This is a genomic window from Brevundimonas sp. TWP2-3-4b1 (assembly GCF_049897665.1).
GTDB lineage: Bacteria > Pseudomonadota > Alphaproteobacteria > Caulobacterales > Caulobacteraceae > Brevundimonas > Brevundimonas subvibrioides_B.
Genome location: NZ_JAFCWQ010000022.1, coordinates 15368 through 40335, shown reverse-complemented (window position 1 = coordinate 40335; position 24968 = coordinate 15368). Strand labels below are relative to the sequence as shown.

Below are 24968 nucleotides of genomic sequence, written 5' to 3'. Positions count from 1 at the left end.
TCAGCCGACCCGCGCCTTGGCGGGAGTGGGAACGGGCGCCGGCGCGGGTTCCGGCGCGGCGCGCAAGGCTTCGGCCCGCTTGCCGTTCCAGGCGGAGACGCAGGGAATCTTGGTCCGGTCGGCCCGGTCGGCATAGCGGCGCGCGATGTCGGTGACGTCGGCCATCAGCCCCTCGGCCAGGGTGATCGGCTTCAGCCCCAGGTCGCGGAACTGGTCGTTGGCGACGACCAGCTCGTTCTCGTCGGCCTCAAGACGGGGATTGGCGACGTTCTGGACCTCGGCGCCCGTCATCCCGGCGACCATGGCGGCGAGGTCGCGGACCCGGCGGCTCTCGGTCATCTGGTTCAAGATCTTGACCCGTTCGCCCTTCTTCGGCGGGTTCTTCAGGGCCAGTTCGACGCAGCGCACCGTGTCCTGGATGTGGATGAAGGCCCGCGTCTGGCCGCCCGTGCCGTGCACCGTCAGCGGATAGCCGAGCGCGCCCTGCATGAGGAAGCGATTCAGGACGGTGCCGTAGTCGCCGTCATAGTCGAACCGGTTGATCAGCCGCTCGTCCTGACGGGTTTCCTCGGTCTGGGCGCCCCAGACGATGCCCTGGTGCAGGTCGGTGATCCGGACGCCGTCGTTCTTGGCGTAGAACTGGAACAGCAGGGCGTCCTGGGTCTTGGTCATATGGTAGATCGAGCCGGGGTTCGGCGGGAACAGGATCTCCTGTTCGGTCGGGCCGAAGTCGGTCTGGACCGTGACCTTCAGATAGCCTTCCGGGATGCGCAGCCCGGCGGTGGTGTAGCCATAGACCCCCATGGTCCCCAGGTGGGCCAGGTGGACGTCCAGCCCGCTCTCGACGATGGCGGCCAGCAGGTGGTTGGTGGCGTTGATGTTGTTGTCGACCGTGTAGAGCTTGTGCCGCGCCGACTTCATCGAATAGGGGGCGGCCCGCTGTTCGGCGAAATGGACGACGCTGTCGGGCTTTTCGTCCCTGATCAGGGCGACGAGGCGGTCGAATTCCTTGCCGACGGTCATGTTGACGAAGCCGATCTCGCGGCCGCTGACGTCCTTCCATGCGGCGATCCGCTCGCCCATGGTCCGGATGGGGGTCAGGGACTGGACCTCCAGCTCGTTGTCGATGTTCCGGCGGCTGAGGTTGTCGACGACGATCACGTCCCAGCCGCGGGCCGACAGATGCAGCGCCGTGGGCCAGCCGCAGAAGCCATCCCCGCCCAGAACCAGTACCTTCATCGCGTCTTTTCCTCCGCCCCAACCTTGCCTAGCCGAAGGCGGGGATTGGAGCAAAGCGGAGCTGTTGCCTAAAGCAGGGGCGCGATCGCCGCACGCGCCGCCTGGCCGAGGCCCGCATGCTTCAGCCCATAGGCGACATTGGCCCTGAGCAGCCCCACAGGATCGCCGCAGTCGAAGGTCGTCCCCTCGTATTCCAGCGCGTGGAAATCCTTGACCTTCATCAGCCGGGCCATGGCGTCGGTCAGCTGGATTTCGCCGCCCGCGCCCGACTGCTGGTCGGCCAGCAGGGGGAAGATGTCGGGCGTCAGCACATAGCGGCCGGAGATGAACAGGTTCGACGGCTCGGTCCCCAGCGGCGGCTTCTCGACCATGCCGGTCATCCGGTTCAGGCGCCCGTCCTGCCCATCCAGCGCGACGATGCCGTATTTGTGGGTCTCTCCTTCGGGCGCCTGCTCGACCACGACGATGTTTCCGCCGGTCTGGTCGTGGGCTTCGATCGCCTGTTTCAGGGCCGGGGTCTCCGCCATCATCAGCATGTCGGGCAGGATGACGGCAAACGGCTCGTCGCCGATCAGGTCGCGCGCGCAGAAGACCGCGTGGCCCAGACCCAGGGGCGCCATCTGACGCACGAAGCTCATTTCGCCGGGACGTGGCAGGTCGGCCAGGATCTGGGCCAGGATGTCGTCCTTGCCCTTGGCCTTGAGGATCGCCTCAACCTCGTAGCCGTGGTCGAAATAATCCTCGATCGAGGTCTGACCGCGGCCCACCACGAAGATCATGTGCTCAATGCCGGAGGCGCGCGCCTCTTCCACGATGTGAGACAGCAGGGGCCGGTCGAACACATTGAGCATGTTCTTGGGCGTCGTCTTGGCGGCAGGCAGCACCCGCGTGCCCAGACCGGCGACGGGAAGGACGGCCTTGCGGACGCGGGACGACGACGAACTCATGAAAGCTCCCAGACAGCGACGGCGAGCGTAACGCGCGTCGCCCGGTTTCGTAGCCCCGTCCGCGCGATTTCGCTATTCGACCGTCACCGACTTGGCCAGGTTTCGCGGCTGATCCACGTCGGCGCCCTTCACCACGGCCACGTGATAGGCCAGCAGCTGGATCGGGGCGGCCATCACCAGGGCCGAGATCAGCGGATCGCAGGCCGGAGCCGTGACGACCACCCTGGCGCCCGCCGGAGCGTGTTTCGCCCCTTCCGGGTCGGTGATGAAGACCACCTGACCGCCGCGCGCCATGACCTCGCTCATGTTCGAGGCCGATTTCTCGAACCAGCTGTCGTAGGGGGCGAGGATGATGATCGGGGTCGCCTCGTCGACCAGGGCGATCGGGCCGTGCTTCAGCTCGCCCGCGGCATAGCCCTCGGCGTGGATATAGCTGATCTCCTTGAGCTTCAGCGCGCCCTCCAGCGCCAGGGCCGACATCGGGCCGCGGCCGAGGTAGAGGACGTCCCGCGCCTTGGCGATCTCGACGGCGATGTCCTTCAGCGCGTCCTCCAGCCCGATGGCCTCGGCGATCAGGCGCGGCGCCTCCAGCAGGACGCGGATCAGACGCTGTTCCTCGACCTCGTCGATCCGGCCGCGCGCCCTGGCCGCAGCGATAGCGATGGCGATCATGACCGAGACCTGGGCGGTGAAGGCCTTGGTCGAGGCGACGCCGATCTCGGGACCGCAATGGATCGGCCAGACGACGTCGGCCTCGCGGGCAATCGTTGATTCCGTGGCGTTGACGATGGCCGCCGTCTTCATCCCTGCCTGCGCGCAATGACGGAAGGCGGCCAGGGTGTCGGCGGTCTCGCCCGACTGCGACATGGCGATGGCCAAGGCATTGGGCCGCAGCGACGGGTTCCGGTAGCGGAACTCCGAGGCAATCTCGACGTCCACAGGCAGGTCAGCCAGCTGTTCGATCAGGTACCGGCCGATCATTCCGGCGATGTACGACGTGCCGCAGGCGACGATCTGGATCCGGTCGAGGCTCGCGAAGTCGACGTCGCCGGCGATTTTCGTGCGGCCCGTCAGGGTGTCGACATAGGCGGCGATGGTGCGCTGGCACCCCTCCGGCTGGTCATGGATCTCCTTTTCCATGAAGTGCCGGTAGTTGCCCTTCTCCATCAGGACAGCGGAGGCGGGCACGATCTTGATCGGCCGCGCGACCTCCGACCCCGAGGCGTCGAAGATACGGGCCCCGCCATGGGTGGCGATGACGTAGTCGCCGTCTTCCAGATAGGTGATCCGGTTGGTGAACGGCCCCAGGGCCAGGCCGTCCGAGCCGATGAACATCTCCCCGTCGCCGTGACCCACGGCCAGGGGCGGGCCGTTGCGCGCCGCCAGGATCACCTCGTCCTCGCCCGAGATCAGCACGCAAAGGGCGAACGCGCCCGACAGCCGGTCCAGCGTCGCCTTGAAGGCATCGAGCGGGGACAGGCCTGTGGCCAGCTCCGAATCCAGCAGATGGGCGACCACCTCGGTGTCCGTCTCGGACGAGAAGACGCGGCCGGCGGCGATCAGCTCGGCCTTCAGCTCGGCGAAATTCTCGATGATGCCGTTGTGGACGACGGCGACGCGGCCGGCGATGTGCGGGTGGGCGTTGGCCTCGGTCGGGGCGCCGTGGGTGGCCCAGCGGGTGTGGCCGATGCCGGTCGTGGCCACCAGCGGATTCGCCGCCAGCACCTTTTCCAGCGCCTTCAGCTTGCCGGGCGCGCGACGGCGCTCCAGCACCCCGTTGACCTGGGCGGCGATCCCGGCCGAGTCATAGCCGCGGTACTCGAGCCGCTTCAGGCTTTCGATCAGGCGATCCGAGACCGGCTGGATTCCGACGATGCCGATGATGCCGCACATTCCAGGTCGCTCCAGCCGCAAAGTCGTCTACGGCCGAGGATGACGGCCGGGATGGTCTGCTCTAGGACGGCCTTAGGACGCCGACACCTAAAAAGGCGTTTCGGCAGGTTTCGGCGGAGGGCCGCACATGGGCGAGCGCAAATATTTCGGTACGGACGGCATTCGCGGCAAGGCGAACACCAGTCCGATGACGGCCGAGGTCGCCCTTCGCGTCGGTCTGGCGGCGGGCAAGCTTTTCATGTCGGGCGACGACCGCCGCCATCTGGTGGTGATCGGCAAGGACACCCGCCTGTCGGGCTATATGATCGAGCCGGCCCTGGTGGCGGGGTTCGCGTCGGTGGGCATGGACGTCCTGACCTTCGGTCCGCTGCCGACGCCGGGCGTGGCGATGATGACCCGGTCGATGCGGGCCGATCTGGGCGTGATGATTTCCGCCTCGCACAACGACTATGCGGACAACGGCATCAAGCTGTTCGGCCCCGACGGCTACAAGCTGTCGGACGAGACGGAGCTCAGGATCGAATCCATGATGGACGACGGCCTCAACGAGGGGCTCGCGGTCTCCGACCGGTTGGGCCGGGTCAAGCGCATCGACGACGCCCAGGCCCGTTATATCGAGATCGCCAAGGCGGCCTTCCCGCGTCACCTGTCGCTGTCGGGTCTGCGCATCGCCATCGATTGCGCCAACGGCGCCGGCTACAAGGTCGCGCCCACCACCCTCTATGAACTGGGCGCCGAGGTCTGTTCGGTCGGGGTCTCGCCCAACGGGACCAATATCAACGCCGACTGCGGCTCGACCCATCCGGCGACGCTGGCGGCCGTGGTCAAGGAGAAGCGGGCCGACATCGGCATCGCCCTCGACGGCGACGCCGACCGGCTGATCATCTGCGACGAGAACGGCAGGGTCGTCGACGGCGACCAGATCATGGCCCTGATCGGCCGCGACTGGGCCCGGCGCGGCGTCCTCAAGGGCGGCGGCGTGGTCGCCACCGTCATGTCCAACCTCGGCCTCGAGCGCGTCCTGACCGGCGACGGCCTGACGCTGGAGCGGACCAGGGTCGGCGACCGCTACGTCATGGAGCGGATGCGCGAGGGCGGCTTCAACCTGGGCGGCGAACAGTCCGGCCACCTGATCCTGCACGATCACGCCACCACCGGCGACGGCCTGATGGCGGCGCTGCAGGTGCTGGCCGTGCTGGTCGAAAGCGGCAAGCCGATGAGCGAACTCGCCCGCCAGTTCGACCCCGTCCCCCAGCTGCTCCAGAACGTCCGCTTCACCGGCGGCAAGCCGCTCGAGGACGCGAAGGTCAAGGCCGCCATCGCCGAGGCCGAGGCGGCCCTCGCCGGTCAGGGTCGCCTGCTCGTCCGCCCGTCCGGCACCGAGAAACTGATCCGCGTCATGGCCGAGGGCGACGACGCAGCCTTGGTCAAACGCGTCGTGGCTGACGTGGCGGCGGCGGTGAAGGCGGCAGGCTAACCCGATATCACCGGGACTTAAGTGAAAATTCAGGTCGCTCTGGCATGGCAGATTTCATGCACAGCGCGGCCCCTGCCCTGGATGACTCGTCCCTGTTCCTGGCCTGGGACCGGCTGCGTCGGCCGATCTGGATGTTCGACCCGGCGGCCAGCAAGGGCGTGTACGCCAATATACCCGCCCTGGCCCTTTGGGGATCGGATACGCTCGAGGCCCTGCTTGCCCGGGACTTCTCCGACCTGTCGCCCGCCGTCAAGGCGCGGACCGCCCGACTGGTGCAGGCCACGGCGGACGGCGAAACGGTCAGCGAGCGCTGGACCTTCTATCCAAACGGGCAGCCGGTCACGGTGAAGGCGACCATCTCGACCTTCGTGCTCGACGACGATCGGCCCGTCCTGCTGTTCGAGGCAGCGCCGATCGAGGTCGGGCCGGCTGAGCGGCGCGCTGTCGAGGCGCTGCGCTATGCACCCACCCTCATTTCCCTGTTTGACCAGGAGGGCGGGGCCCTGTTCTGCAACCCCGCCGCCTTCAGCGCCTACGGCAGCGAAACCCTTGCCTATGCGGAGCGGTTTGTCAGGCCCGAGGCCGTGGAAAGTCTGCGTACGCGCGCCCTGGAAGGCCATAGCGCCTTCGATGTGTGCGAGATCCGCACCGCACAGGGGATCCGCTGGCACCATCTGGTCCTGACCGCTGTGCCAGACCCTGTGACGGGCGAAATCGGCCTGCTGCTCAGCGAACAGGACGTCACCGCCCGGGTCGAGGCCGAACAGGCCCGCGCCGCTGCCGAACAGAAGGCCGCCATGGCCGAGGCGCGCCAGCAGTTCTTGTCCGACATGTCGCACGAGCTGCGCACGCCGCTGAACGCGATCCTCGGCTTCGCCGAGGTGATGGCGCACGACGCCCTGCCGGAGCGGACGCTGCAACAGGCCGGACGGATCCATGAGGCGGGCCAGCGGCTGCTGACGCTGGTCAATGAGATGATCGTCGTGTCGGACCAGGACGTGATCGTCCCTGAAGGGCAAGGGAACGTCCTGCCGCCGACCGTCACACCGATGGCCGCAACGTCCGCTGTGCGCAACCCCGACAGTGGACCGGTGGTCCTCTATATCGACGACAATGAGAACAACCGCACCCTGGTGGCCACAATCCTGGCGACCCAGGGCATCCGGTGCGAGACCGCCGACGACGGTCTTCAGGGTCTGACGGCGGTCGAACAGGGTGACTTCGACCTGATCCTGATGGACATCGCCATGCCGGTCATGGACGGGGTGGAGGCGTCCCGGCGCATCCGGGCCCTGCCGAGCATCAGGGGTGCTGTCCCGATCATCGCGGTCACCGCCAACACCCTGCCTGAACAACTCGCCACCTATGCCGCCGTCGGCATCGACGACTGTCTGGCCAAGCCGATCAATATGGTCGGGCTGCTGACGGCGGTCTCGGTCTGGAGCGCGGGAAGACCGGACGCCGGCTCGGTAGAGGGCTCGAAGGGTGAGGGCGCCCGCCCGGTCTGACCGCGCCCTGCGATCCCGTCCGACCGGACTGAAGGCGTCCTATGGTAACGGCCTGGGCCGGTCCCGGACGCTCCCGGCGCTCAAGGCGAGTGTCGAATACGGGATCAACCTGCGGACGGGGTCTGCCGCTAGACGAGCGCCAGGACCACATCCTCGATCCGCTTCCTGATATCCGGCACGGCGATCGTCTCCCAGAAGGCGGCGCGGGCCGGCGGGCCGAGCACGAACAGTCGTGGATCGGCGTCTCCGTCGGCCGCCAGCACCCGGCCGGAGGCGTCCAGCTCCAGCCCCAGCCGCAACGGATCCAGCCGGGCCCGGCCGTCGATCAGCAGGGGGCCGGTCACGGGATCGGCCTCGGGCGCATGGCCGGGGCCGGTGCAGTCGATCAGCCAGCGGGCGGTCAGCGGTTCCCGGGCCGGGCCCTGACGGGGGCGCCACTCGAGACGGACGCCGTCCGCATCGGCGGTGATCGCCTTCACCCGGCCGGAGAAGACGGCGAGCCGACCCTCGGCTAGCAGCCGGTCGATCTGGGCGCCGATCTGCGGCGGCAGCCGGTGGCGGTGGACGTCCCACCACGGCCGCAGATGGCGCACGATCCGGCCGCGCGTGGCGATATCGGCTTCGCCCCACAGGTCGGCGGTGATCGGGCGCAGGCCCTCCATCATCTCGCGCCAGCCCGAGCGGGCGGAAACCTTTCGCGCCTCGGCCAGACGCGCGGACAGCGGACCGTTCAACAGGGCCGGCGATGCCCGCGCAGGCGGATCGGGAAGCTCGCCGTGCGCCCGGGGCAGCAGGCCGCGGCGGGACAGGGCCATCGCCCGTCCGCGCCAGCCGCGTCCCTCCAGCGACAGCAGCATATCTACCATGGTCAGGCCCGTGCCGACGATCAGGATGTCGTCTTCGGCGCCGACGGAATCGAGCGCGCCCGGCGCCCAGGGGTCGGAGAGGACCGCCCCCGCCTCGCCCGAGGCCGTACGCGGGGCCGGATTGCCGGTGGTCAGGACGACAGCGTCGGCGGCAATGCGGCGGCCGTCGGACAGGGCGACGCCGCCAGCCTCCAGGCCCGCGACCTCGCCGACCACCCGTTCGATCCGGCCGGGATGGGCGGCCTCGACCTCGGCCAGCCTCGCCTGGACATAGCGGCCGAAGATCATCCGCGGCGCGAACCCCTCCGGATCCTCATGTTCGGGCGCATTGGCCTCCAGCCAGCGAACGAAATGATCGGGCCGGTCGGCCAGGGCGCTCATCCTGGACGAGCGGACGTTGAGCAGATGCCCTTCGAACGGCGTCGAATAGGCGACGCCCAGCCCGAAGTCCGGCGTCCGGTTGATCAGGAGGGCGTTCGTCCCCCGTTCGGCCAGCCGCGCCGCGAGCATGGCCCCCGAGAAGCCGCCCCCGACTATGGCGACCCTGTCGATCCGTCCCGTCACGCCGCCTCCCGCCCGTTGCGGCGGTTCTGGACCGCGCCGCGCCGGGGGTCAAACTTCGCCGTCGGTCTCCTCTCTGTCGCGCAGCGATGGGGAGGTGGATCCGTAGCGAAGCGGAGGAGACGGAGGGGTTCTTGATGCACGGAGACCCCCTCCGTCAGCTCGCGAAGAGCTCGCCGCCACCTCCCTGTTCGCCAGGCGGCGAACAGGGAGGAGACGCTCGGTCAGATTTCCTGGTTGTAGGCGCCGACCTCGGGGTGGGCGGCGAGCCGCGGCTTCACCTCCTTGTGGAACAGGGCGCGCATGTCGTCCTCGGAACGCATGGATTCGACGACTACGACCATCTCCGGCTTGTTCGAAGAGGCGCGGACCAGGACCCACGATCCGTCCTCCAGATGCACCCGCGCGCCGTTGACCGTGATGACCTCGACGATCTTGCGGCCCAGGATCGAGCCGCCTTCGGCCGCGAGCTTTTCGTATTCGGCCACGACCTTGGCCAGGACATCGTATTTCAGCTCGTCGTCGCAGTGGGGCGACATGGTCAGGCTGGTCCAGGCGTCCGGCAGGGACGACTTGAGATCGAACAGGGTCTTGCCCGGATTGCGATCCAGCATCTGCAGGACGGCGGCGGCGGCGACCAGGCCGTCATCGTAGCCACGCCCGATCGGGTTCGCGAGGAAGAAGTGGCCCGACTTCTCGAACCCGGCCAGGGCGCCCAGTTCGGCGGTCTTGCGCTTGATGTAGGAGTGGCCGGTCTTCCAGTAGACGGTGGTCGCGCCGTTGGCCTTCAGGACCTCGTCGGTCTTGTAGAGGCCGGTCGATTTCACATCGACGACGAAGGTGGCGTTGGCGTGCAGGGCCGACAGGTCGCGGGCCAACAGGAGGCCGATCTTGTCGGCGAAGATTTCCTCGCCGGTGTTGTCCACAACGCCGCAGCGGTCGCCGTCGCCGTCGAAGCCCAGGGCGAGGTCGGCGCCGGTCTCCTTCACCCGCGCCGCCATCTGCATCAGCATGGCGTGGTCTTCGGGGTTGGGATTGTATTTGGGGAAGGTGTAGTCGAGGTCGCAGTCCATCTCGATGACCTCGCAGCCCATGCGGCGCAGGGCCTCGGGGGCGAAGGCGCCGGCCGTGCCGTTGCCGCAGGCGCAGACCACCTTCAGCGGGCGGCTCAGCCTGATCGAACCGACCACCTCCTGAAGGTAGGGCTCGCGGAAATTCTGGACCCGCTCCAGACGCCCGCCGGGCCGCGCGACGCCGGTTCCCTCGAGGACGATCTCCTTGAGCCTGCCGATCTCCTCGGGGCCGAAGGTGACCGGCGGGTTGGTGCCCATCTTGACCCCGGTCCAGCCGTTCTCGTTGTGCGAGGCGGTGACCATGGCGACGCAGGGGGCCTCCAGCGCGAACTGACCGAAATAGGCCATCGGCGACAGGGCCAGACCGATGTCCAGCACCTCCATCCCGCCTTCCAGAAGGCCGATGATCAGGGCGTGCTTCACGGTCGAGGAATAGGAGCGGAAGTCGTGGCCGACGACGATGCGCGGCTGGATGCCACTCTCGTGAACATAGGTGGCGAGGGCCAGACCCAGGGCCTGGATGCCGAGGAGGTTGATCTCCTTCTCCAGAATCCAGCGGGCGTCGTACTCCCGGAAGCCTGTCGGCTTGACCAGGGGGATGGTTTCGAATTCGAAGGTGTTCGGAACCAGGTCCTGGCGGGGCTTCAGCATGCGATGTCCTTGAAGGCGGGGGAGGTCCAGACGACCGGCGGTATAGCCGCAGGCTTTCGGGCCCACAACAACGTGCGATCGGTGTTATGGCTGCGCGTGGAAGCGGCGATGATCGGTCCCTGGGGGCTCCAATGACGAAACGGCTGGCCTGCGTCGCAGCGGCGGCGCTGCTTTTGATCCTGCCCGCAGATGCGTCCGCGCAGACCGCACAGGACGGCCGCGACGCCGTCCAGGCCCGCCTGTCCGTCGAGCCGGGCTACGCCGGAGTTTTCGGCGTCGCGCGGGAAGGCCGAATGTCTACGGGTCTCCTGGGTCAGGCGGGGCCGGGTCGCCCCCACGATCCGTCGGCGGCGTTTCGCTGGGCCTCGGTTTCCAAGATGATCACGGCCATTCTGGTCTTCCAGCAGATCGATGACGGCGCCCTTTCCCTCGATGCGCCGGTTTCGTCCTATGTTCGGCTGCCGACCCTTCCCAACGCCGACCGCATCACCATCCGACAGCTTCTGGCGCACCGCTCGGGACTGGCCGGTCAGTCGGAACTGCTTAACGGTCCGCCGGGTGATCTGGCGCTGTACTGCACGACCGCCGCGGCCGAACCGGGATCGGTCTTCCTCTATAACAACTGCGACACCATCATCCTGGGCAAGGTGCTGGAGGCCGTGACCGCCTCGTCCTACCTCGACCTTGTGAATGTCCGCATCGGCGCCCCGCTCGGCGTTACACTCGCCCTGCCCGATGAAGCCCGGATCGAGGCGACGATGGAAGACGGCTCGGCCGAGGCCCCCGTCTGGCCGTCGGGTTACGGCCCCGCCGGCGGCCTTTATGGAAGGATCGAGGACCTGCTGACGATCGACGTCGCTCTGATGGAGGGGCGGCTGATGTCGGCCGGCTCGCTGGAGACTATGCTGACTGGTGATCCGGCGTCGGGCTACGCGGCGCTCAGCGTCTGGTCCTATTCGCCGGATCTGGGCGGGTGTATCGGCAAGACCCGGCTGGTCGAACGCTACGGCGAAATCGGCGGGGTCCAGGTCCGAAACTTTCTGCTTCCCGATCTGAAACTCGCCGTCGCGGTCTATTCGAACGATCACCGGACCGGCTTTGGTGAGGTCTGGCGGGGCCAGGGCCTGTCCATCGATCTGATCCGCGCCGCCGCCTGCGGTTCGCCCGGCGCTTGACCCTTCGGGTGGGTCGCCCTACCCCGACAGGCTGACCTGGAGAGCCTATGCCCCGCCTGATCCTGCTGCGCCACGGCCAGAGCCAATGGAATCTCGAGAACCGTTTCACGGGCTGGGTCGACGTCGACCTGACCGCCGAGGGCGAGGCCCAGGCGCGGCGTGGCGGCGAACTGATCGCTGAGGCGGGGTTCAAACCCGCCGTGATGTTCACCTCGGTCCTGACGCGGGCGAAACGCACCGGCGCCCTGGCCCTGTCGTCGGCCGGGTTGAAGGCTGTGCCGGTGATCGAGGACTGGCGGCTGAACGAGCGCCATTACGGCGGCCTGACCGGGCTGGACAAGGCCGAGACCGCCCTGAAGCACGGCGAGGACCAGGTGAAGATCTGGCGACGCAGCTACGACATCCCGCCGCCGCCGCTGGAGGCGGGCAGCGAGTGGGATTTCGCGGGCGATCCCCGCTATGCCGGCCAGGCCATTCCCGACACCGAGAGCCTGAAGACCACGCTCGACCGCGTCCTGCCCTACTGGAACGAAGCCATCGCGCCGCGTCTGAAGGCCGGCGAGGACGTGCTGATCGCCGCCCACGGCAATTCCCTGCGCGCCATCGTCAAACATCTGTTCGACGTGCCCGACGATCGTATCGTCGGTGTCGAGATCCCCACCGGAAATCCGCTGGACATCGACCTGGACGCCGACCTGAAGCCCGTTTCGGCCCGCTATCTGGACGCCGGCCGCGCCTCTGCACTCCCGGCGATTTCATGAGCGACGACCCCGCCCGTCGCGGCGTGAGCGACGATGATGTCTACATGCGCCGGGCCATCGACCTGGCGCTGGAACGGATGGGCGAGACCTGGCCCAATCCGGCGGTGGGTTGTGTCATCGTCAAGAACGGCAGGCTGCTGGCCGAGGCTGCGACCGCCGCGGGGGGACGCCCCCACGCCGAGGAACAGGCCGTGCCGGCTGCCGGCGCCGAGGTTGAGGGCGCGACCGCCTATGTGACGCTGGAGCCCTGCGGGGCCCGGTCGTCGGGTCGGGCGTCCTGCGCCCAGTTTCTGGCCGAGGCGAAGATCGCCCGCGTCGTGGTGGCGGCGCTGGATCCCTCGCCGTTCGCTTCGGGGCGAGGCACCGAGCGGCTGCGCCAGGCGGGCCTCGTGGTCGAGACCGGCCTGATGAAGGACGAGGCCGCCATCCTTTCGGAAGGCTTCCTGCACCGGCTCGAGACCGGACGGCCGATGGTTCGCATCAGCACCGACGGCCAGGGTTTCGACGCCCGGTTCGCCGCCTCGGCCCGCGCCGATCTTGTCACCGAACTGAAACGGCTGGGCGAGGCCGGATACACGCGGCTTTGGACGTCACCGGGCGAACTGGCTGACGCCCTGGCCGAGCAGGGGTTGCTTACAGTCTGAACCTGATCGGTGTCGAACCGGCGCACGGGCAAGCCACGGCGCGCCGAGCCGAGACGCCGTAGGATTTAATTCATCGTCAGGTCTTGTTTGGCCTTCCGGGCCTACCATCTGCTCAACCGGGTCTTTGACATCAGAACCGAAACACCCGCTGGTTCCCCGACTGCAGCGTGCAGCGTGCAGCGTGCAGCCTTCGGACAAGGACGGGAAATCCACGTCACTGTTTTCATTTAGCATCTCTCGGGTTTCGTCCGTTTCGTCCGTTTCGTCAGGGTATAATTTTCGTCCGCTTCGGACGAACCGCAGGTCAGACACGGGATCGCGGCGCAAATCTCCGGCAGAGGGCTGAAAGAAATCAGGGTTTCCGAAAACCTTCCTTAAGCGACCTTGTCCCATCATGGGATCATGTCAGCGGTCCAGGAAGGCGTCCTTCGACGCCGCATCACCCAGCAGGAAGTCGACGCCATGTGCGCGCGTCACGACCGCCTGTGGCAGGCGCGCCCCGGCGGCGCGCGGGCGGTCTTCGCCTGGTTGGATCTGTCTGGCCTCAGCCTGAAGGGCCGCAATCTCGCTGATGCCGACTTCTCCGCCGCCGCGATGATCGGCTGCGATCTGACGGACTGCAAGCTGGACAACGGATCCTTCTTCGGCGCGGACATGCAGGACGCGATCCTCGTTGAGGCGTCGATGCGCCGCGCGGACCTGCGCGGCGCCTGCCTGCGAGGCGCGGATCTGTCGGGAGCGGACCTGTTCGAGGCGGACCTGCGCGAAGGCACGATTGCCTCGGCGGACCGCAAGGTCGGCTTCCGCGTGCTGGAGGCCAAAGGCCGGGAGGTCACCCAGGCCCAGGGCGCCAGCCTGGTCGGCGCCAATCTGCAGCGGTCGCGTCTGTCGGGCATCGCAGCCCAGTCGGCGGACTTCTCCGACGCCATCATGAAGGACTGCAAGCTGGTCCGGGCGAACCTGAAACAGGCTAATTTCCGAGGCGCGGACCTGGCGGGCGCCGACATGTCCGGGGCCGACCTGACCGGCGCGGATCTGCGCGACGCCATTCTGGTCGGGGTGATCTCGTCCTTGTGGCGCACCGATGGCGCCAATCTGGACGGGGCCTTGACCGACAAGGGTTCGGCCGGCGAGCCGGTGGCCCAGTTGCCGGCGGCCGAGATGCTGCATGAACATGCCAACTGGTGCGAGACCGGTGGGGTCGAGGGCCAGCCCTCGGTATTCGACGACGTCGATCTGCGCGGCCTGGGGTCGATCACGGGCCTCAACCTGACCGCACTGTCGGCGAAGCGCGCCGTGTTCTACGGCCTGAACATGGAAGGGGTGCAGTTGCAGGGGGCGCATCTCGAGGGGGCAGACCTGAGGTCGGTCAACCTGCGCCGGGCCGACCTGCGCGGGGCGCGGCTCGTCGGGGCGCGGCTGAATGGGGCGGACCTGCGCGAAGCGCAACTGGGGCCGTTGATGCTCGGGCCCGAGCGGCTTCTGCCCGCCGACCTGACTGAAGCCGTGCTGCGCTCGGTCGATTTTTCCGGGGCGGATCTGCGACGCTGCCTTCTTGCGGGCGCGGATCTGACCCGGGCCGGCATGCATGGCGCCCAGACGCGCCATGCCGATTTCACTGACGCGGTTCTCGCCGGGGTCCGCGGACTTCAGCGGGACGGAGAACCGGCATGACCATGACCCGACGCCGCCTCGGACAGGGCGATTTCGACATGTTCGCCGCCGCCCACGAGCGGTTCGTCACCGGCAGGCCGGGCGGGCGAAAGCTTTCGCTGAAATTCATCGACCTGACCGGCGTCTCGATGGCGCATCGGATACTGGACGACGCCGACTTCTCCGGTTCGAGCCTGGAGAACTGCAACATGGCCGGGGCGCGGCTGGAACGCGCGATCCTGTTCGGATGCGACCTGCGCGGCGCCGATCTGACCCGGGCCTGCCTGAGGCGGGCGGATATCCGGGGAACCTGTCTGCAGGGCGCCGACCTGTCCGAGGCGGACCTGACCCAGGCCGATTTCCGGGAAGGCGTGATCGCCGTCCCGCACGAAACCAGGGGTCTCGCCTCGGCCCGCCATGAAACCCGCCAGGGGCTGGCTGATGGAGCCCGGTTCGCGGGGGCCACTCTGGACGGCTCCCGTTTCGACGGCGTCAGCGCCTGCAAGGCCGATTTCACCGACTGCTCGATGCGCGGCGCACGGCTGAACGGCGCCAACCTGAAGGACGCGGACCTGTCCGGCGCCCTGCTGGAAGGCGCCGATGTCGGTGGGGCCAATCTGGCGGGCGCGCGCCTGTGCGGCGCCATCCTGACCGGCGTGGCCATGGATCGGGCCAGGCTGGACCGAACCGACACAACCGGCTCGCTCCGTGAGCCGGACGCGGCGACCATCGCCCGGGCCGAAGAACTCTATCAGATGGCGCTGGACGCCAACGCCTGGGCCGAAAGCGGCGGTGTTCTGGGCGGGCCGGCGGTTCTGGACGGCGAGGATCTTCGCCCGCTCGGCGATCGGCTGAAGGGGCTGAAACTCTCGGCCATGAGCGCCAAGGGCGCCTGTCTTGCGGGTCTCGACCTGTGCGGCGCGCAGCTCCAGGGAGCCAATTTCGAGAAGGCCGATCTGCGCGGCGCACTGCTCGGCAAGGCGGACCTGCGCGGCGCCCGCTTCGGCGAGGCCCTGATGACCAAGGTCGATCTGACAGCCGCCGACATCAGCCCGCTGCCCCTGGGTCCGACCCGCTGCGTGCCGTCGAACTTCGTCGGCGCGCGCATGCGCTATGCCGAACTGTTCCGTGCAGACCTGTCGAAGGCCAATCTGACGGGCGCGGACCTGTCCGGCTCCAACGCCACGGGGGCGAAGCTGGACGGTGCGACCCTGACCGACGCCTGTCTCGACCGCGTCACAGGCCTCGGCCAAACGGCGGTCGCCGCCTGACTAGAAAAGGGCGGCCCGAGGACCGCCCTTTCCATTCATTCGCGAAGGCCGAGGCTTACGCCGCTTCGCCTTCGATCAGAGCCGCCGTCGGCGTACCCGTCGCGATCTCGATGCGCCGGGGCTTGAGGGCCTCAGGCAGTTCGCGCTTCAGGCTGACGGCCAGGAGGCCGTTATCGAGCGAAGCTTCGGTCACCACCACATAGTCAGCCAGCTGGAAGCGGCGCTCGAAGTCGCGCTCGGCCAGGCCGCGATGCAGATAGGTGCGGTTCGCCGACGCATCGTCATTGGCAGTCTTGCGGCCGGTGACGGTGAGCAGGTTTTCCTTGACCTCGATGTTCAGCTCGTCGGGCCTGAAGCCGGCGACGGCGATCTCGATCCGATAGGCGTTCTCGCCCGTCGTCTCGATATTGTAGGGCGGCCAGCCGGTCTCCGGGCCAGTGCGCGCGGCGCTTTCGAGAAGGCCGGCCAGGCGGTCGAAGCCTACGGCGGAGCGATAGAGGGGGGTGAAGTCGATGGTACGCATGTCGATCTCCTGATCATTAGCAAGATTGAGCCGCTCCGCGTTGCCCGGAGCGGCGGTGGGAATCAGCCCGAGCGGTCCCTGTTGGGCCCCGTCCGGTCTGCGAGAGCCCGGGATCGGCGCTCTCGGATGAAGAGGTGGGATGCCTGAGTGCGACGTCAAGGGCAGGCCCGTTGCGGGATCATCACTTGCCCGCGTGCAACCTGTCCGTAAGGTGCCGCCCAACCCGCCCTCTGTTTCGGAGCTGACCATGCGCGCGTCCAGACTCGTCCTCGTCACCACCCTCGCTCTGATCTCGGCAGGAGCCGCCGCCGCCCAGACCGCACCTTCCTCTGGAGAGACCCCAGCCCAGCGCGAGGCGCGACGCGAGGCCATGCCGCCGCCGGTGCTGCAGGAGGATGAGGCGCTCCAGGCCGCGATCGGCTCGGATGCGCGCCCGGCCGCAGACGTCGCGCGTGACGCCTTCCGCCATCCGTTCGAGACCCTGACCTTCTGGGGGCTGACGCCTGGGTCGACTGTGGTCGAGATCGAACCCGGCCGGGGCGGCTGGTGGAGCGCGATCCTCCAGCCCTATGCCCAGGCGACCGGCGGCGCCTATGTCCCCGTCAATCGTCCGCTGGAAGGGATGGTCGTGGCTGACGGCACGGCGGACATGGTCGTAGTCGCCCGCGCCTTCCACAACTGGCACCGCTCGAACCCGCAGCGCACCGGCCCCTACCTGGCGGCCTTCTTCAAAGCCCTGAAACCGGGCGGCATCCTGGCCGTGGAACAGCATCGCGCCCTTGAGGGGCTGAACGCGGATGTCACTGCGCCCACCGGCTATGTCCCGGAAAGCTATGTCATTCATGCCGCGCAGGCGGCCGGTTTCGTGCTGGAGGCACGCAGCGAGCTGAACGCCAATCCCAGGGACGATCGCGACCACCCGTTCGGCGTCTGGACCCTGCCGCCGGTAAGGACCAGCGCCGCGCGCGAAGGCAACGCCACCGACCGGGCGACGCCCCTGACCGAGGCCGAACGGACCGAATATGACGCTATCGGCGAGAGCGATCGGATGACCCTGCGATTCCGCAAGCCCGCCTGAGTTTCAAGCCTTTGACGGCATTGGCGAACCCCTCTATCCCAACCCGTTCCGGGACGGCGTCGCCCTCCCGGCGACGGCCGGCGGGGAAGAGTTGATGCGGCATCAGGCGCGGATAGGGCGAACGGGACCATCGCGTCGGGCAATGCTGTCCGGCGTCGGTCTCGTACTGATCGCCGGCGTCGCGGCCTGTGGCCGAAAGGAAGAGAAGACCGCCGACCCCGAGGCTCCCGCCGGGCCGCCCGAAGGCTCACTCGAATGGGCCATCCAGGGGCCATGGCGCGCCGCAGACCGGCCGCGCGACATCTATCGCCACCCACTGGAGACGCTGCGCTTCTTCGGCCTGCAACCGTCGATGCATGTGGTCGAGTTTTGGCCGGGCAGCGGCTGGTATACCGAGATTCTGGCCCCCTATCTCGCCAAGGGCGACGGCGAATACTACGGCGCGGGCTTCGCGACCGGACCGGGGACAGACCCTGCCCAGGCGGCTCTGATGGCCAATTTCGAGCGCCGGTTCGGTTCGGACCGCAGGCTCTACGGCGACGTGAAGTTCAGCGCCTTCGGGTCCGGCACCGGACCGGTGGCGCCGGCCGGGACCGCCGACATGGCTCTGTTCATGCGTAACATCCACGCCTGGATGGCGGCGGGCATCGCCGAAAAAGCTTTCGCGGACGCCTATGCCGCCGTGAAGCCCGGCGGCGTCCTTGGCGTGGAGCAGCACCGGCTGGCTCCCGACGAGGATCAGGATCCGGCCGCCTCCAACGGCTATGTCCAGGAGGCATTCGTCAAACAGCTGGCGGCCGAGGCCGGGTTCATCTTCGTCGCCGCGTCCGAGATCAACGCCAACCCGGAAGACACAAAGGACCACCCCTTCGGCGTCGAGACCCTGCCGCCGCGCCTCTTGACGGCGGCCCAGGGTGAGGCGCCCGATCCGGCGTTTGATTCCGCCAAATACCGCGCGATCGGCGAAAGCGATCGCATGACCTTGAAGTTCAGGAAGCCCGAGTGAACCGCGCCGCCGCCTTCGCTGCCAATGCTCCGCTGATGGGCGTGCCCGGAGCCGCCGCCCCGCCCGGAGGGGTCGGCGAATGGTTTCGGGGCGCCGGGGGGCTGCGACTGCGCGCTGCTCTCTGGACCCCGTCCGCCCTGGTCGCGCCGAAGCCGCGGGGCACTGTGGTGCTGTCGCCGGGCCGGACCGAACCGATAGAGAAGTATTTCGAGGTCATCGGCAACTTCCTCGCGCGCGGGTGGTGCGTCCTGGCCCACGACTGGCGCGGCCAGGGCCTGTCGGCGCGACTGCTGCCGGACCGGTTGAAGGGTCACGCCCGCGCGGTGGAGGAGTTCCAGGACGACTATGCCCGGCTTCTGGACGCGTTCGAGACGCGCGCGCCCAAGCCTTGGATCATGGTCGGCCACTCGATGGGCGGGGTGCTGAACCTGCTCTGCCTGGAGGCCGGGGAGACCCGGTTCGCCGGGGCTGTCCTGTCCAGTCCGATGCTGCGCATCAAGACCGGAAAACGGTCGATGTGGTCGGTCAAGCTGGCGGTGCGCTGGAACGTGCGCCACGGCAAGGCCGGCGACTTCGTGCTGGACGACGCCGACGATCCCTTTGACCATACGTTCGAGAAGGACGCACTGACGTCCGACGAGACCCGCTACGAACTGTGGCGTCAGCAGCTGTACGCCTGTCCGCACTTGGCGGTCGGCGGCCCCACCTGGGGCTGGCTGGCGTTCGGCATCGACGCGGGCGAACGATCGCTGAAGCCCAAGGCGCTGAAGTCGGTCCAGATTCCCTGCACCATCGTGCAGGCAGGCGACGACGACCGCGTCTGGAAACACACCAACCGCTGGGCCGCCAAGCGGCTTGGCCGGGGTCGCTATGTCGAGATCGATCACGCCAAGCACGAGGTCATCATGGAGACCGATGACCTTCGGGCGATCTTCTTGAACGAGTTCGACGCGATGGCGGACTATGTCGCGCCGATCGCCGACCTGGAGCCGCCAAGGGCGGAATCCGAAGCGGTGGCCTGAGCCGCTGCTTCGGATGCCTTGATTACATCGGGCGAGTGACGCTGCCGCCGATGTTGGCGATCACTTCGCGGGCGTCGAAGGCGTTGGCGTCGCCGGAGGGCTTGGCGCCGCGACCCATCACGATTTCGGTAGTTGCCTCGTAACGGTCGATCTGGCGAACGTCGAAGTCGTCGCGGCCCCAGAACGGGTCGTTCCACCGGCTCCAGCCGCGCGGGCCGTAGTAGCGCCACGACGGGCCCCAGAACGGGCTGTAACGGTTGAAGAACGGATCGCCGATCGTCTGGTAGCGGGTGTCGCGATCGGTGGCGCGATTGACCGTTGAGAACCAGTCGTAGCCGTTCTCGACTGTCAATTCGGCCGAGCGCAGCAAGAGGCCCATCTCGACCTGGTCGCGCGCGGTGACAGAGTTGCCCGAGAAGCTGACGCGATAACGGTCATTCTCCAGACGCTGCTCGGCATAGCCCCCGCGCTGGCCGTTGTAGCCGGCAGGGGCGTAGGCGGTGGAGGTGGCGCAGGCGGCCAACGTCAGGGCCGAGGCCGCCACCACGAGAAGGGATTTGATCGAGGACGTCATTTGGGAGCTCCTGAACTTGAGCAGAAAATCCGTCATTTCACCTGAACGGCGCATGAACAGAGACGTTCCGCCAACCCACAAACCTCTATAATCGCAAGACAATCAGGACTGCGGCAATCAGAAGCAGGGAGCCGACGAAGACACCGAAGCCGCGCCGGAAACGAGGCTCGCCCATCCGCCGCGCCAGAACGGCGCCGCTGAGACCGTAGGCGCTCATGGTCAGGACGTCCATGCCGATGACCGCGACCGCGAACAGGGCCAGTTGGGGTGCGGCGGGACGGTCGATATCGAGGAAGGGCGGCAGGACGGCGGTGAAGAAAAGCACCGCCTTCGGATTGGCGATCTGCACCAGGAAACCATCGACGAAGGCGGGTCGGCGCAGGTGGGTTCGGCCCTCGGTCGAGACCTCGCCCGGGGCAGGTTTGAACGCGGATTGGATCGAGGACGCGCCCAGCCAGGCCACATAGAGGGCGCCGGCGACCGCGACCCAGCGAAACACCTCGGGAAAAGCCGTCACCAAGGCGCCGAGTCCAAGCGCGGCCGCGCCGAACCAGACCAGGGTCGCCACATTCATGCCGGCCACCGCGATCAGCACCGCCCGCTTGCCGCGCTCCATGCCGGTGGCGATGGAGAAAAGGTTTGCGGGTCCGGGCGTCACCGCCATGACCATCATCACGCCCAGGAAGACGACATAGAGATGCGGATCGACGGGCAGGGCGCTCACCTCGACAGACAGACCACCTGGGCGACCCGCAGATCGCGACGCAGGTCGTCGGAGACCCGGCCATAATTATCGACGGTGACGGGCTCGCCCAGCAACTGTTCGTCCGCCTGCTGTTCCCCCCGGATGGCGGGGCCCAGGGTGTCGGGCGCGGTGGTGTAGAGCCGTCCCCGGCGCGGCGCCTCGGCGATGGTCAGGGCGACGACGCGTCCCCGCCTGTCCAGCACGGGCGCACCGGACAGGCCCGCGAGCGTGCCCTCCAGCCCGGAGGTTCGCCCGACCTCGGCCCAGGCCAGCACCGGCTCGTCATAGGCGCCGCGTCCCCGGACCTTTAGCGTCTCGCGGCCGAGCAGGCGCGAGGTGACCTCGCCCGGCCTGCCCTGAGGGAAACCGGGATGGAAGGCCCGCTGGCCGACGTACAGGGGCGCATGGGTCGTGACCGGCAGGGCGGGCGGACCGCCGGCGGTGATCAGCAGGGCGATGTCGGCCCGGGGCGACAGCCGCACATCGGCCGCCACGGCGCGACCGCCGCCGACGACCAGCGCCGGCCGACGACAGCCCTCGACGACATGGCGCGCGGTCAGCCAGCGCCCGCGCCCGGCGATCGAGAAGGCGGTTCCGGCGACAGGCTGGAAGGGCGCGTCCGGCGCGGTCACCGTCACTGAAGGATCAAAGGGAGTGACGGGCCCCAGCAGGGCGCCCTCGATCTCGTCGGGCGGCGGGGGCGCGGGCGGGGCATCGGCGTTCTCGCGCCGACTGAGCGAACCCAGCACCAGGGCGAAGACCACGCTGGAATAGATCAGCCAGTCCGGCGGACGGGGAAAACGCATCCGCGCGAGCTCAGCCCGTCAGGGCGGCGGCGAGGATCAGCGCGGTCGCCAGCTTGGCCGACACCAGGAGCACGGCGGCGGAGATTTCGCCCTCCTGAATGCGTTGGGGCAGGCCGGTCAGGACCAGATCGACGATGCGGAAGGCGAGAAGCTGCAACACCAGGGTCGCCACGCCCCACAGGACGATATCCGCCACTGAGGTGGACACCGACATCGACACCGCAAGAGGAACGGCGAGGCCGAGCAGGACCCCGCCGAAGGCGACGCCGGCCGCGGCGTTGCCTTCCCGGATCAGGCTGATCTCCTTCCACGGCGTCAGGAGGGCGTAGATGACCGCTCCCGCGCCCAACAGCCCGAAGGTGACCATGAGGTGGACGACCAGCACCGGGAATCCGCTGGCGAAGGCCTGGACCTCGGGGCTCGACAATGTGTCTGACAGGGAGGAGGCGACCATGGCGGGCGGTAACGATCTCACGGTGAAGCCGTCGGACGCCGACGGAACGAAAGCAAAACTGCTTGCCTGATTGCCGCCCCAATCCGCAAGGACGTGGCGGACACACTGGATGACCAATGATTGCAGTCGCGTTACGCCAGACGGTATTGGGCGGCATGACCGAAGCCGCCCTCCCCCACGTACTACCCACCGTCCTTGTCGTCGCCGTCGCCCTGATCGATGTGGACAGCCGGGTGTTGATCGCCCAGCGGCCCGAGGGCAAGGCGCTGGCGGGCCTGTGGGAGTTCCCGGGCGGCAAGGTCGAAGCCGGCGAACGGCCCGAGGCGGCCCTGATCCGCGAACTGCACGAGGAGTTGGGCATCGACGTCAACGAGGCCTGTCTGGCCCCGTTCGTCTTCGCGAGCCACGCTTATGAATCGTTTCACCTCTTGATGCCACTCTACCTGTGCCGGCGCTGGTCCGGCGTGGTCGTCAAGCGCGAGCACGCCGCCCTGGCTTGGGTGAAGCCGGACAAGCTGTCGGACTATCCCATGCCGCCCGCCGACGCCCCGCTGGTCGCCTGGTTGCGCGATCTTCTTTAAGGTTTCGCCCAACGGAGGGCCGAATGATGCGCCTGATCCGCCGGTTCCTGAAAAGCGACAGCGGCGCCACCGCCATCGAATACGGACTGATCGTGGCGATGATCTTTCTGGTGATCGTCGGGGCCGTCTCCCTGTTCGCCGGCAAGGCCACCGGCACGTTCGACAAGGTCTCGACCGCCGTGAGCGCCGCCACCAGCTAGGCGACGGCGTTCCTGTGACGGATTGGGCCGTGGCGGTGACGACCGCAGGCCGCTAAGGCTGCAGGCGATGTTGCGCCTCTTCGCCCTCCTCTTTTCGCTACTGCTGTCGACAGCGCCGGCGCTGGCCCAGACGCCGGCGATCAGCCGCGCGCCCCCCTTCGCCCAGCCCGGCCCCCAACGCACGGTACGGATCGAGGCCGAACTGGTCCCGATGAGCCAGTGGGCCGCCCCCGGCTCCACCGCCATCGTCGCCGTCCGCCAGACGATAGAGCCCGGCTGGCACACCTATTGGCGCAATCCCGGTGATTCCGGCGGCGCGACCACTCTTGACTGGACCCTGCCCGCGGGCGTGGTAGCCGGGGACATCGTGTGGCCGACGCCCGAACGCCAGCGTCTGCAGCACCTGATGAACTTCGGCTACTCCGGCGAGGTGCTTCTGCCGGCGCCGATCGAGGTTCCGGCCGACGCCCGTCCCGGCTCTACCCTGCCCCTCATCGTCCGCGCCCTGTTCCTGGTGTGCAGCGACGAGATGTGCGTGCCGGATGAGCTGACGCTCAGGCTCGACCTCCCGATCCGCCAGGGCGCAGCGCCGCTGGATGCCCGCTACGGCGCCGCGATCCAGGCCGTGGTCGAGACCGCCCCCCGTCCCGCCGGCATCGCCGCCCGGGCCGTGCTGGAGGGCCGGACGCTGCGCCTCTCCGCGACCGGCGGACCGCTCGCGGGCCTTGAGCCCCAACGCGCCTGGTTCTTCCCGTTCGAGAGCGGCCTGATCGATCATTCAGCGCCCCAGCCGGGCGAGCGGGGGCCGGACGGGGTGACCCTGAACCTGTCCGTCGGCGGCAAGCTGGCGGCCGAGGGGCTGACCGGGCCGATCGGGGGACTCCTCGTCACCGACGACGGCGCCTGGGAGATCGCGGCCGTTCCCGGCCCGGCCCTGCCCGGGGCGGGCGGCGGTGGTGCGCTCGACCTGTCAGAGCGGCCCGCAGGCGGCGCGCCGTCATCCTGGACGGGCTTCCTGCAGGCGGCGCTCCTGGCCCTGCTGGGCGGGTTGATCCTGAACCTGATGCCCTGCGTCTTCCCGATCCTGGCCATGAAGGCCGCCGCCCTGACCGCCGGCGCCCACGCGCCCGCAGGGGCGCGGCGAGACGGCCTGGCCTTTCTCGCAGGCGTGCTGACGACCTTCCTCGTCCTGGCCGGGATCCTGCTCGCCTTGCGGGCTGGCGGGCAGGCGGTGGGCTGGGGCTTCCAGCTTCAGTCGCCGGGCGTCGTGGCCGTCCTCGCCCTTCTGATGCTCGCCGTGGGCCTGAACCTGTCGGGCGTCTTCCATGTCGGCGCCGGTTTGCAGGCCGCGGGTTCCGGGCCCCTGTCACGGCTCTCCGGCGGGGTTGGCGCCTTCTTCACTGGCGTGCTGGCGGTGGTGGTGGCGGCGCCCTGCACCGCCCCCTTCATGGCCTTCGCCCTCGGGGCCGCCCTGCTGATGCCCTGGCCGATGGCGCTGGTCGTCTTCCTGATGCTGGGTCTGGGTCTGGCCCTGCCCTATGTGATCGTCAGCCTGTCGCCGCGTCTGCTGGCGAAACTGCCTCGTCCCGGCCCCTGGATGGATCGGCTCAAGGGCCTGCTGGCCTTCCCCATGTACGGCGCGGGCCTGTGGTTGGCCTGGGTCTTCGCGCGGCAGGCGGGGGCAGACGCGCTGGGCGTCCTCTTCCTCGCGATCCTCTTCCTGGGTCTCGGCCTGTGGCTGGCGGGGATCAATCAGACGCGTCGCGCGCAAGGCGGGACAGCCGTGATCAGCGCCGTGACAGCGACCCTGTCCATCGTCGCCGCCATCGCCCTGACCGGCGTCGCCATCGGTCAGGCACGTGCGGAAGGCGGAGACGTCACGGCTGCGTCTGGTCCGCTGGCCTCGCAACCCTGGTCAGTGGAGGCCGTGGCGGCGGCCCAGGCCGAAGGTCGGCCGGTGCTGGTCAACTTCACCGCCGACTGGTGCGTCACCTGTAAGATCAACGAGCGGACCTCGCTGAGCTCTCCCAGGGTCGCCAAGGTCATGGCGGCGTCGAACGCGGTCTATCTCGTGGGCGACTGGACGCGACGAGATGACGCGATCACCCGCGAGCTGGAGCGCCGCCGACGCTCCGGCGTTCCGCTATATCTTTTCTACGCGCCCGGCTCGCCCGAGCCCCGCATCCTGCCCCAGCTCTTGACCGAAGGAGTCGTGATCGACGCCCTGGAGAGCGGCCGTCCCTGAGCCGACCTGAAGGAG

Annotated in this window: 23 protein-coding genes; 13 read left to right on the top strand and 10 right to left on the bottom strand. The window is 68.3% G+C overall.

Annotated elements, in window-relative coordinates; translation table 11 throughout:
- The 3 genes from ACP7A5_RS14780 to glmS all read right to left on the bottom strand — a co-directional run bounded on the left by ACP7A5_RS14780 (nt 1) and on the right by glmS (nt 4079).
- On the bottom strand, nt 1-1239 hold the full coding sequence (locus tag ACP7A5_RS14780) for an NAD-dependent epimerase/dehydratase family protein (RefSeq protein WP_426042626.1): 1239 nt from the start codon (nt 1237-1239) through the stop codon (nt 1-3).
- A 68-nt stretch (nt 1240-1307) separates the two neighbouring features.
- Nucleotides 1308-2186: a UTP--glucose-1-phosphate uridylyltransferase gene (locus tag ACP7A5_RS14775; RefSeq protein WP_426042625.1), complete on the bottom strand. Its 879-nt coding sequence runs from the start codon at nt 2184-2186 to the stop codon at nt 1308-1310.
- A 72-nt stretch (nt 2187-2258) separates the two neighbouring features.
- A complete protein-coding gene (gene glmS / locus ACP7A5_RS14770) occupies nt 2259-4079 on the bottom strand; it encodes a glutamine--fructose-6-phosphate transaminase (isomerizing) (protein ID WP_426042624.1) in 1821 nt (606 codons plus the stop codon).
- A 127-nt stretch (nt 4080-4206) separates the two neighbouring features.
- Here glmS and glmM point away from each other — a divergent pair, with 127 nt between their 5' ends.
- Entirely contained in the window at nt 4207-5556 is a 1350-nt protein-coding gene (glmM, locus tag ACP7A5_RS14765) for a phosphoglucosamine mutase (RefSeq protein ID WP_426042623.1), read from the top strand.
- 44 nt (nt 5557-5600) lie between these two features.
- Nucleotides 5601-7064: a response regulator gene (locus ACP7A5_RS14760; RefSeq protein WP_426042622.1), complete on the top strand. Its 1464-nt coding sequence runs from the start codon at nt 5601-5603 to the stop codon at nt 7062-7064.
- A 128-nt stretch (nt 7065-7192) separates the two neighbouring features.
- On the opposite strand, the gene ACP7A5_RS14755 is transcribed toward ACP7A5_RS14760, so the two are convergent.
- Both ACP7A5_RS14755 and ACP7A5_RS14750 read right to left on the bottom strand, forming a co-directional pair.
- Complete coding sequence (locus ACP7A5_RS14755) at nt 7193-8494, bottom strand: FAD/NAD(P)-binding protein (RefSeq protein ID WP_426042621.1); 1302 nt, start codon at nt 8492-8494, stop codon at nt 7193-7195.
- Nucleotides 8495-8715: 221 nt separating this feature from the next.
- Nucleotides 8716-10215, bottom strand: a complete 1500-nt coding sequence (locus ACP7A5_RS14750; RefSeq protein WP_426042620.1) for a phosphomannomutase/phosphoglucomutase — start codon at nt 10213-10215, stop codon at nt 8716-8718.
- A gap of 131 nt (nt 10216-10346) precedes the next feature.
- Here ACP7A5_RS14750 and ACP7A5_RS14745 point away from each other — a divergent pair, with 131 nt between their 5' ends.
- The 5 genes from ACP7A5_RS14745 (at nt 10347) to ACP7A5_RS14725 (ending at nt 15719) form a co-directional block, all read left to right on the top strand.
- Entirely contained in the window at nt 10347-11390 is a 1044-nt protein-coding gene (locus ACP7A5_RS14745) for a serine hydrolase domain-containing protein (RefSeq protein WP_426042619.1), read from the top strand.
- Between the two features lie 47 nt (nt 11391-11437).
- Nucleotides 11438-12151, top strand: a complete 714-nt coding sequence (gpmA, locus tag ACP7A5_RS14740) for a 2,3-diphosphoglycerate-dependent phosphoglycerate mutase (protein WP_426042618.1) — start codon at nt 11438-11440, stop codon at nt 12149-12151.
- The gene (locus tag ACP7A5_RS14735; protein WP_426042617.1) at nt 12148-12795 is read left to right on the top strand and encodes a bifunctional diaminohydroxyphosphoribosylaminopyrimidine deaminase/5-amino-6-(5-phosphoribosylamino)uracil reductase RibD; all 648 of its coding nucleotides are present in this window, start codon (nt 12148-12150) and stop codon (nt 12793-12795) included. Before gpmA ends, ACP7A5_RS14735 begins: the two co-directional genes overlap by 4 nt.
- A 402-nt stretch (nt 12796-13197) precedes the next feature.
- Nucleotides 13198-14469: a pentapeptide repeat-containing protein gene (locus tag ACP7A5_RS14730; RefSeq protein ID WP_426042616.1), complete on the top strand. Its 1272-nt coding sequence runs from the start codon at nt 13198-13200 to the stop codon at nt 14467-14469.
- Entirely contained in the window at nt 14466-15719 is a 1254-nt protein-coding gene (locus tag ACP7A5_RS14725; protein ID WP_426042615.1) for a pentapeptide repeat-containing protein, read from the top strand. The genes ACP7A5_RS14730 and ACP7A5_RS14725 overlap by 4 nt, the downstream gene beginning before the upstream one ends.
- A gap of 55 nt (nt 15720-15774) precedes the next feature.
- Here ACP7A5_RS14725 and ACP7A5_RS14720 read toward each other — a convergent pair whose 3' ends face one another.
- Nucleotides 15775-16242, bottom strand: a complete 468-nt coding sequence (locus ACP7A5_RS14720) for an Hsp20 family protein (protein WP_426042614.1) — start codon at nt 16240-16242, stop codon at nt 15775-15777.
- Between the two features lie 247 nt (nt 16243-16489).
- Here ACP7A5_RS14720 and ACP7A5_RS14715 point away from each other — a divergent pair, with 247 nt between their 5' ends.
- The 3 genes from ACP7A5_RS14715 to ACP7A5_RS14705 all read left to right on the top strand — a co-directional run bounded on the left by ACP7A5_RS14715 (nt 16490) and on the right by ACP7A5_RS14705 (nt 19348).
- Nucleotides 16490-17320 (top strand): class I SAM-dependent methyltransferase, encoded by an 831-nt coding sequence (locus ACP7A5_RS14715; RefSeq protein WP_426042613.1) that lies wholly within the window; start codon nt 16490-16492, stop codon nt 17318-17320.
- Nucleotides 17321-17462: 142 nt separating this feature from the next.
- On the top strand, nt 17463-18326 hold the full coding sequence (locus ACP7A5_RS14710) for a class I SAM-dependent methyltransferase (RefSeq protein ID WP_426042612.1): 864 nt from the start codon (nt 17463-17465) through the stop codon (nt 18324-18326).
- Nucleotides 18323-19348 (top strand): alpha/beta hydrolase, encoded by a 1026-nt coding sequence (locus ACP7A5_RS14705; protein WP_426042611.1) that lies wholly within the window; start codon nt 18323-18325, stop codon nt 19346-19348. Before ACP7A5_RS14710 ends, ACP7A5_RS14705 begins: the two co-directional genes overlap by 4 nt.
- A gap of 22 nt (nt 19349-19370) precedes the next feature.
- Here the strand turns inward: ACP7A5_RS14705 and ACP7A5_RS14700 are convergent, their stop codons facing one another.
- The 4 genes from ACP7A5_RS14700 to ACP7A5_RS14685 all read right to left on the bottom strand — a co-directional run bounded on the left by ACP7A5_RS14700 (nt 19371) and on the right by ACP7A5_RS14685 (nt 21927).
- Nucleotides 19371-19922 carry a CC0125/CC1285 family lipoprotein gene (locus ACP7A5_RS14700; protein ID WP_426042610.1) on the bottom strand — a complete coding sequence of 184 codons (552 nt, stop codon included), beginning with the start codon at nt 19920-19922 and terminating at the stop codon, nt 19371-19373.
- A gap of 85 nt (nt 19923-20007) precedes the next feature.
- Nucleotides 20008-20646: a LysE family translocator gene (locus ACP7A5_RS14695; RefSeq protein WP_426042609.1), complete on the bottom strand. Its 639-nt coding sequence runs from the start codon at nt 20644-20646 to the stop codon at nt 20008-20010.
- Complete coding sequence (locus ACP7A5_RS14690; RefSeq protein WP_426042608.1) at nt 20643-21473, bottom strand: S1 family peptidase; 831 nt, start codon at nt 21471-21473, stop codon at nt 20643-20645. The genes ACP7A5_RS14695 and ACP7A5_RS14690 overlap by 4 nt, the downstream gene beginning before the upstream one ends.
- 10 nt (nt 21474-21483) lie before the next feature.
- The gene (locus tag ACP7A5_RS14685; RefSeq protein ID WP_426042607.1) at nt 21484-21927 is read right to left on the bottom strand and encodes a DUF350 domain-containing protein; all 444 of its coding nucleotides are present in this window, start codon (nt 21925-21927) and stop codon (nt 21484-21486) included.
- 155 nt (nt 21928-22082) lie between these two features.
- On the opposite strand from ACP7A5_RS14685, the gene ACP7A5_RS14680 reads away from it, so the two are divergent.
- The 3 genes from ACP7A5_RS14680 (at nt 22083) to ACP7A5_RS14670 (ending at nt 24953) form a co-directional block, all read left to right on the top strand.
- Nucleotides 22083-22508 (top strand): (deoxy)nucleoside triphosphate pyrophosphohydrolase, encoded by a 426-nt coding sequence (locus ACP7A5_RS14680; protein ID WP_426042634.1) that lies wholly within the window; start codon nt 22083-22085, stop codon nt 22506-22508.
- Between the two features lie 23 nt (nt 22509-22531).
- Complete coding sequence (locus ACP7A5_RS14675) at nt 22532-22708, top strand: Flp family type IVb pilin (protein ID WP_425990280.1); 177 nt, start codon at nt 22532-22534, stop codon at nt 22706-22708.
- Between the two features lie 67 nt (nt 22709-22775).
- Nucleotides 22776-24953, top strand: coding sequence for a protein-disulfide reductase DsbD family protein (locus ACP7A5_RS14670; protein WP_426042606.1), 2178 nt, complete (start codon nt 22776-22778; stop codon nt 24951-24953).
- The last annotated feature ends 15 nt before the right edge of the window (nt 24954-24968 follow it).

Coding starts and splice junctions, on each gene's coding strand:
- ACP7A5_RS14730 (WP_426042616.1), top strand. CDS start 13,198: ATGTCAGCGGTCCAGGAAGGCGTCCTTCGACGCCGCATCACCCAGCAG.
- ACP7A5_RS14670 (WP_426042606.1), top strand. CDS start 22,776: ATGTTGCGCCTCTTCGCCCTCCTCTTTTCGCTACTGCTGTCGACAGCG.
- ACP7A5_RS14725 (WP_426042615.1), top strand. CDS start 14,466: ATGACCATGACCCGACGCCGCCTCGGACAGGGCGATTTCGACATGTTC.
- ACP7A5_RS14760 (WP_426042622.1), top strand. CDS start 5,601: ATGGCAGATTTCATGCACAGCGCGGCCCCTGCCCTGGATGACTCGTCC.
- glmS (WP_426042624.1), bottom strand. CDS start 4,079: ATGTGCGGCATCATCGGCATCGTCGGAATCCAGCCGGTCTCGGATCGC.
- ACP7A5_RS14715 (WP_426042613.1), top strand. CDS start 16,490: ATGCGCGCGTCCAGACTCGTCCTCGTCACCACCCTCGCTCTGATCTCG.
- ACP7A5_RS14680 (WP_426042634.1), top strand. CDS start 22,083: ATGACCGAAGCCGCCCTCCCCCACGTACTACCCACCGTCCTTGTCGTC.
- gpmA (WP_426042618.1), top strand. CDS start 11,438: ATGCCCCGCCTGATCCTGCTGCGCCACGGCCAGAGCCAATGGAATCTC.
- ACP7A5_RS14775 (WP_426042625.1), bottom strand. CDS start 2,186: ATGAGTTCGTCGTCGTCCCGCGTCCGCAAGGCCGTCCTTCCCGTCGCC.
- ACP7A5_RS14780 (WP_426042626.1), bottom strand. CDS start 1,239: ATGAAGGTACTGGTTCTGGGCGGGGATGGCTTCTGCGGCTGGCCCACG.
- ACP7A5_RS14745 (WP_426042619.1), top strand. CDS start 10,347: ATGACGAAACGGCTGGCCTGCGTCGCAGCGGCGGCGCTGCTTTTGATC.
- ACP7A5_RS14675 (WP_425990280.1), top strand. CDS start 22,532: ATGATGCGCCTGATCCGCCGGTTCCTGAAAAGCGACAGCGGCGCCACC.
- ACP7A5_RS14720 (WP_426042614.1), bottom strand. CDS start 16,242: ATGCGTACCATCGACTTCACCCCCCTCTATCGCTCCGCCGTAGGCTTC.
- glmM (WP_426042623.1), top strand. CDS start 4,207: ATGGGCGAGCGCAAATATTTCGGTACGGACGGCATTCGCGGCAAGGCG.
- ACP7A5_RS14690 (WP_426042608.1), bottom strand. CDS start 21,473: ATGCGTTTTCCCCGTCCGCCGGACTGGCTGATCTATTCCAGCGTGGTC.
- ACP7A5_RS14735 (WP_426042617.1), top strand. CDS start 12,148: ATGAGCGACGACCCCGCCCGTCGCGGCGTGAGCGACGATGATGTCTAC.
- ACP7A5_RS14710 (WP_426042612.1), top strand. CDS start 17,463: ATGCTGTCCGGCGTCGGTCTCGTACTGATCGCCGGCGTCGCGGCCTGT.
- ACP7A5_RS14685 (WP_426042607.1), bottom strand. CDS start 21,927: ATGGTCGCCTCCTCCCTGTCAGACACATTGTCGAGCCCCGAGGTCCAG.
- ACP7A5_RS14750 (WP_426042620.1), bottom strand. CDS start 10,215: ATGCTGAAGCCCCGCCAGGACCTGGTTCCGAACACCTTCGAATTCGAA.
- ACP7A5_RS14700 (WP_426042610.1), bottom strand. CDS start 19,922: ATGACGTCCTCGATCAAATCCCTTCTCGTGGTGGCGGCCTCGGCCCTG.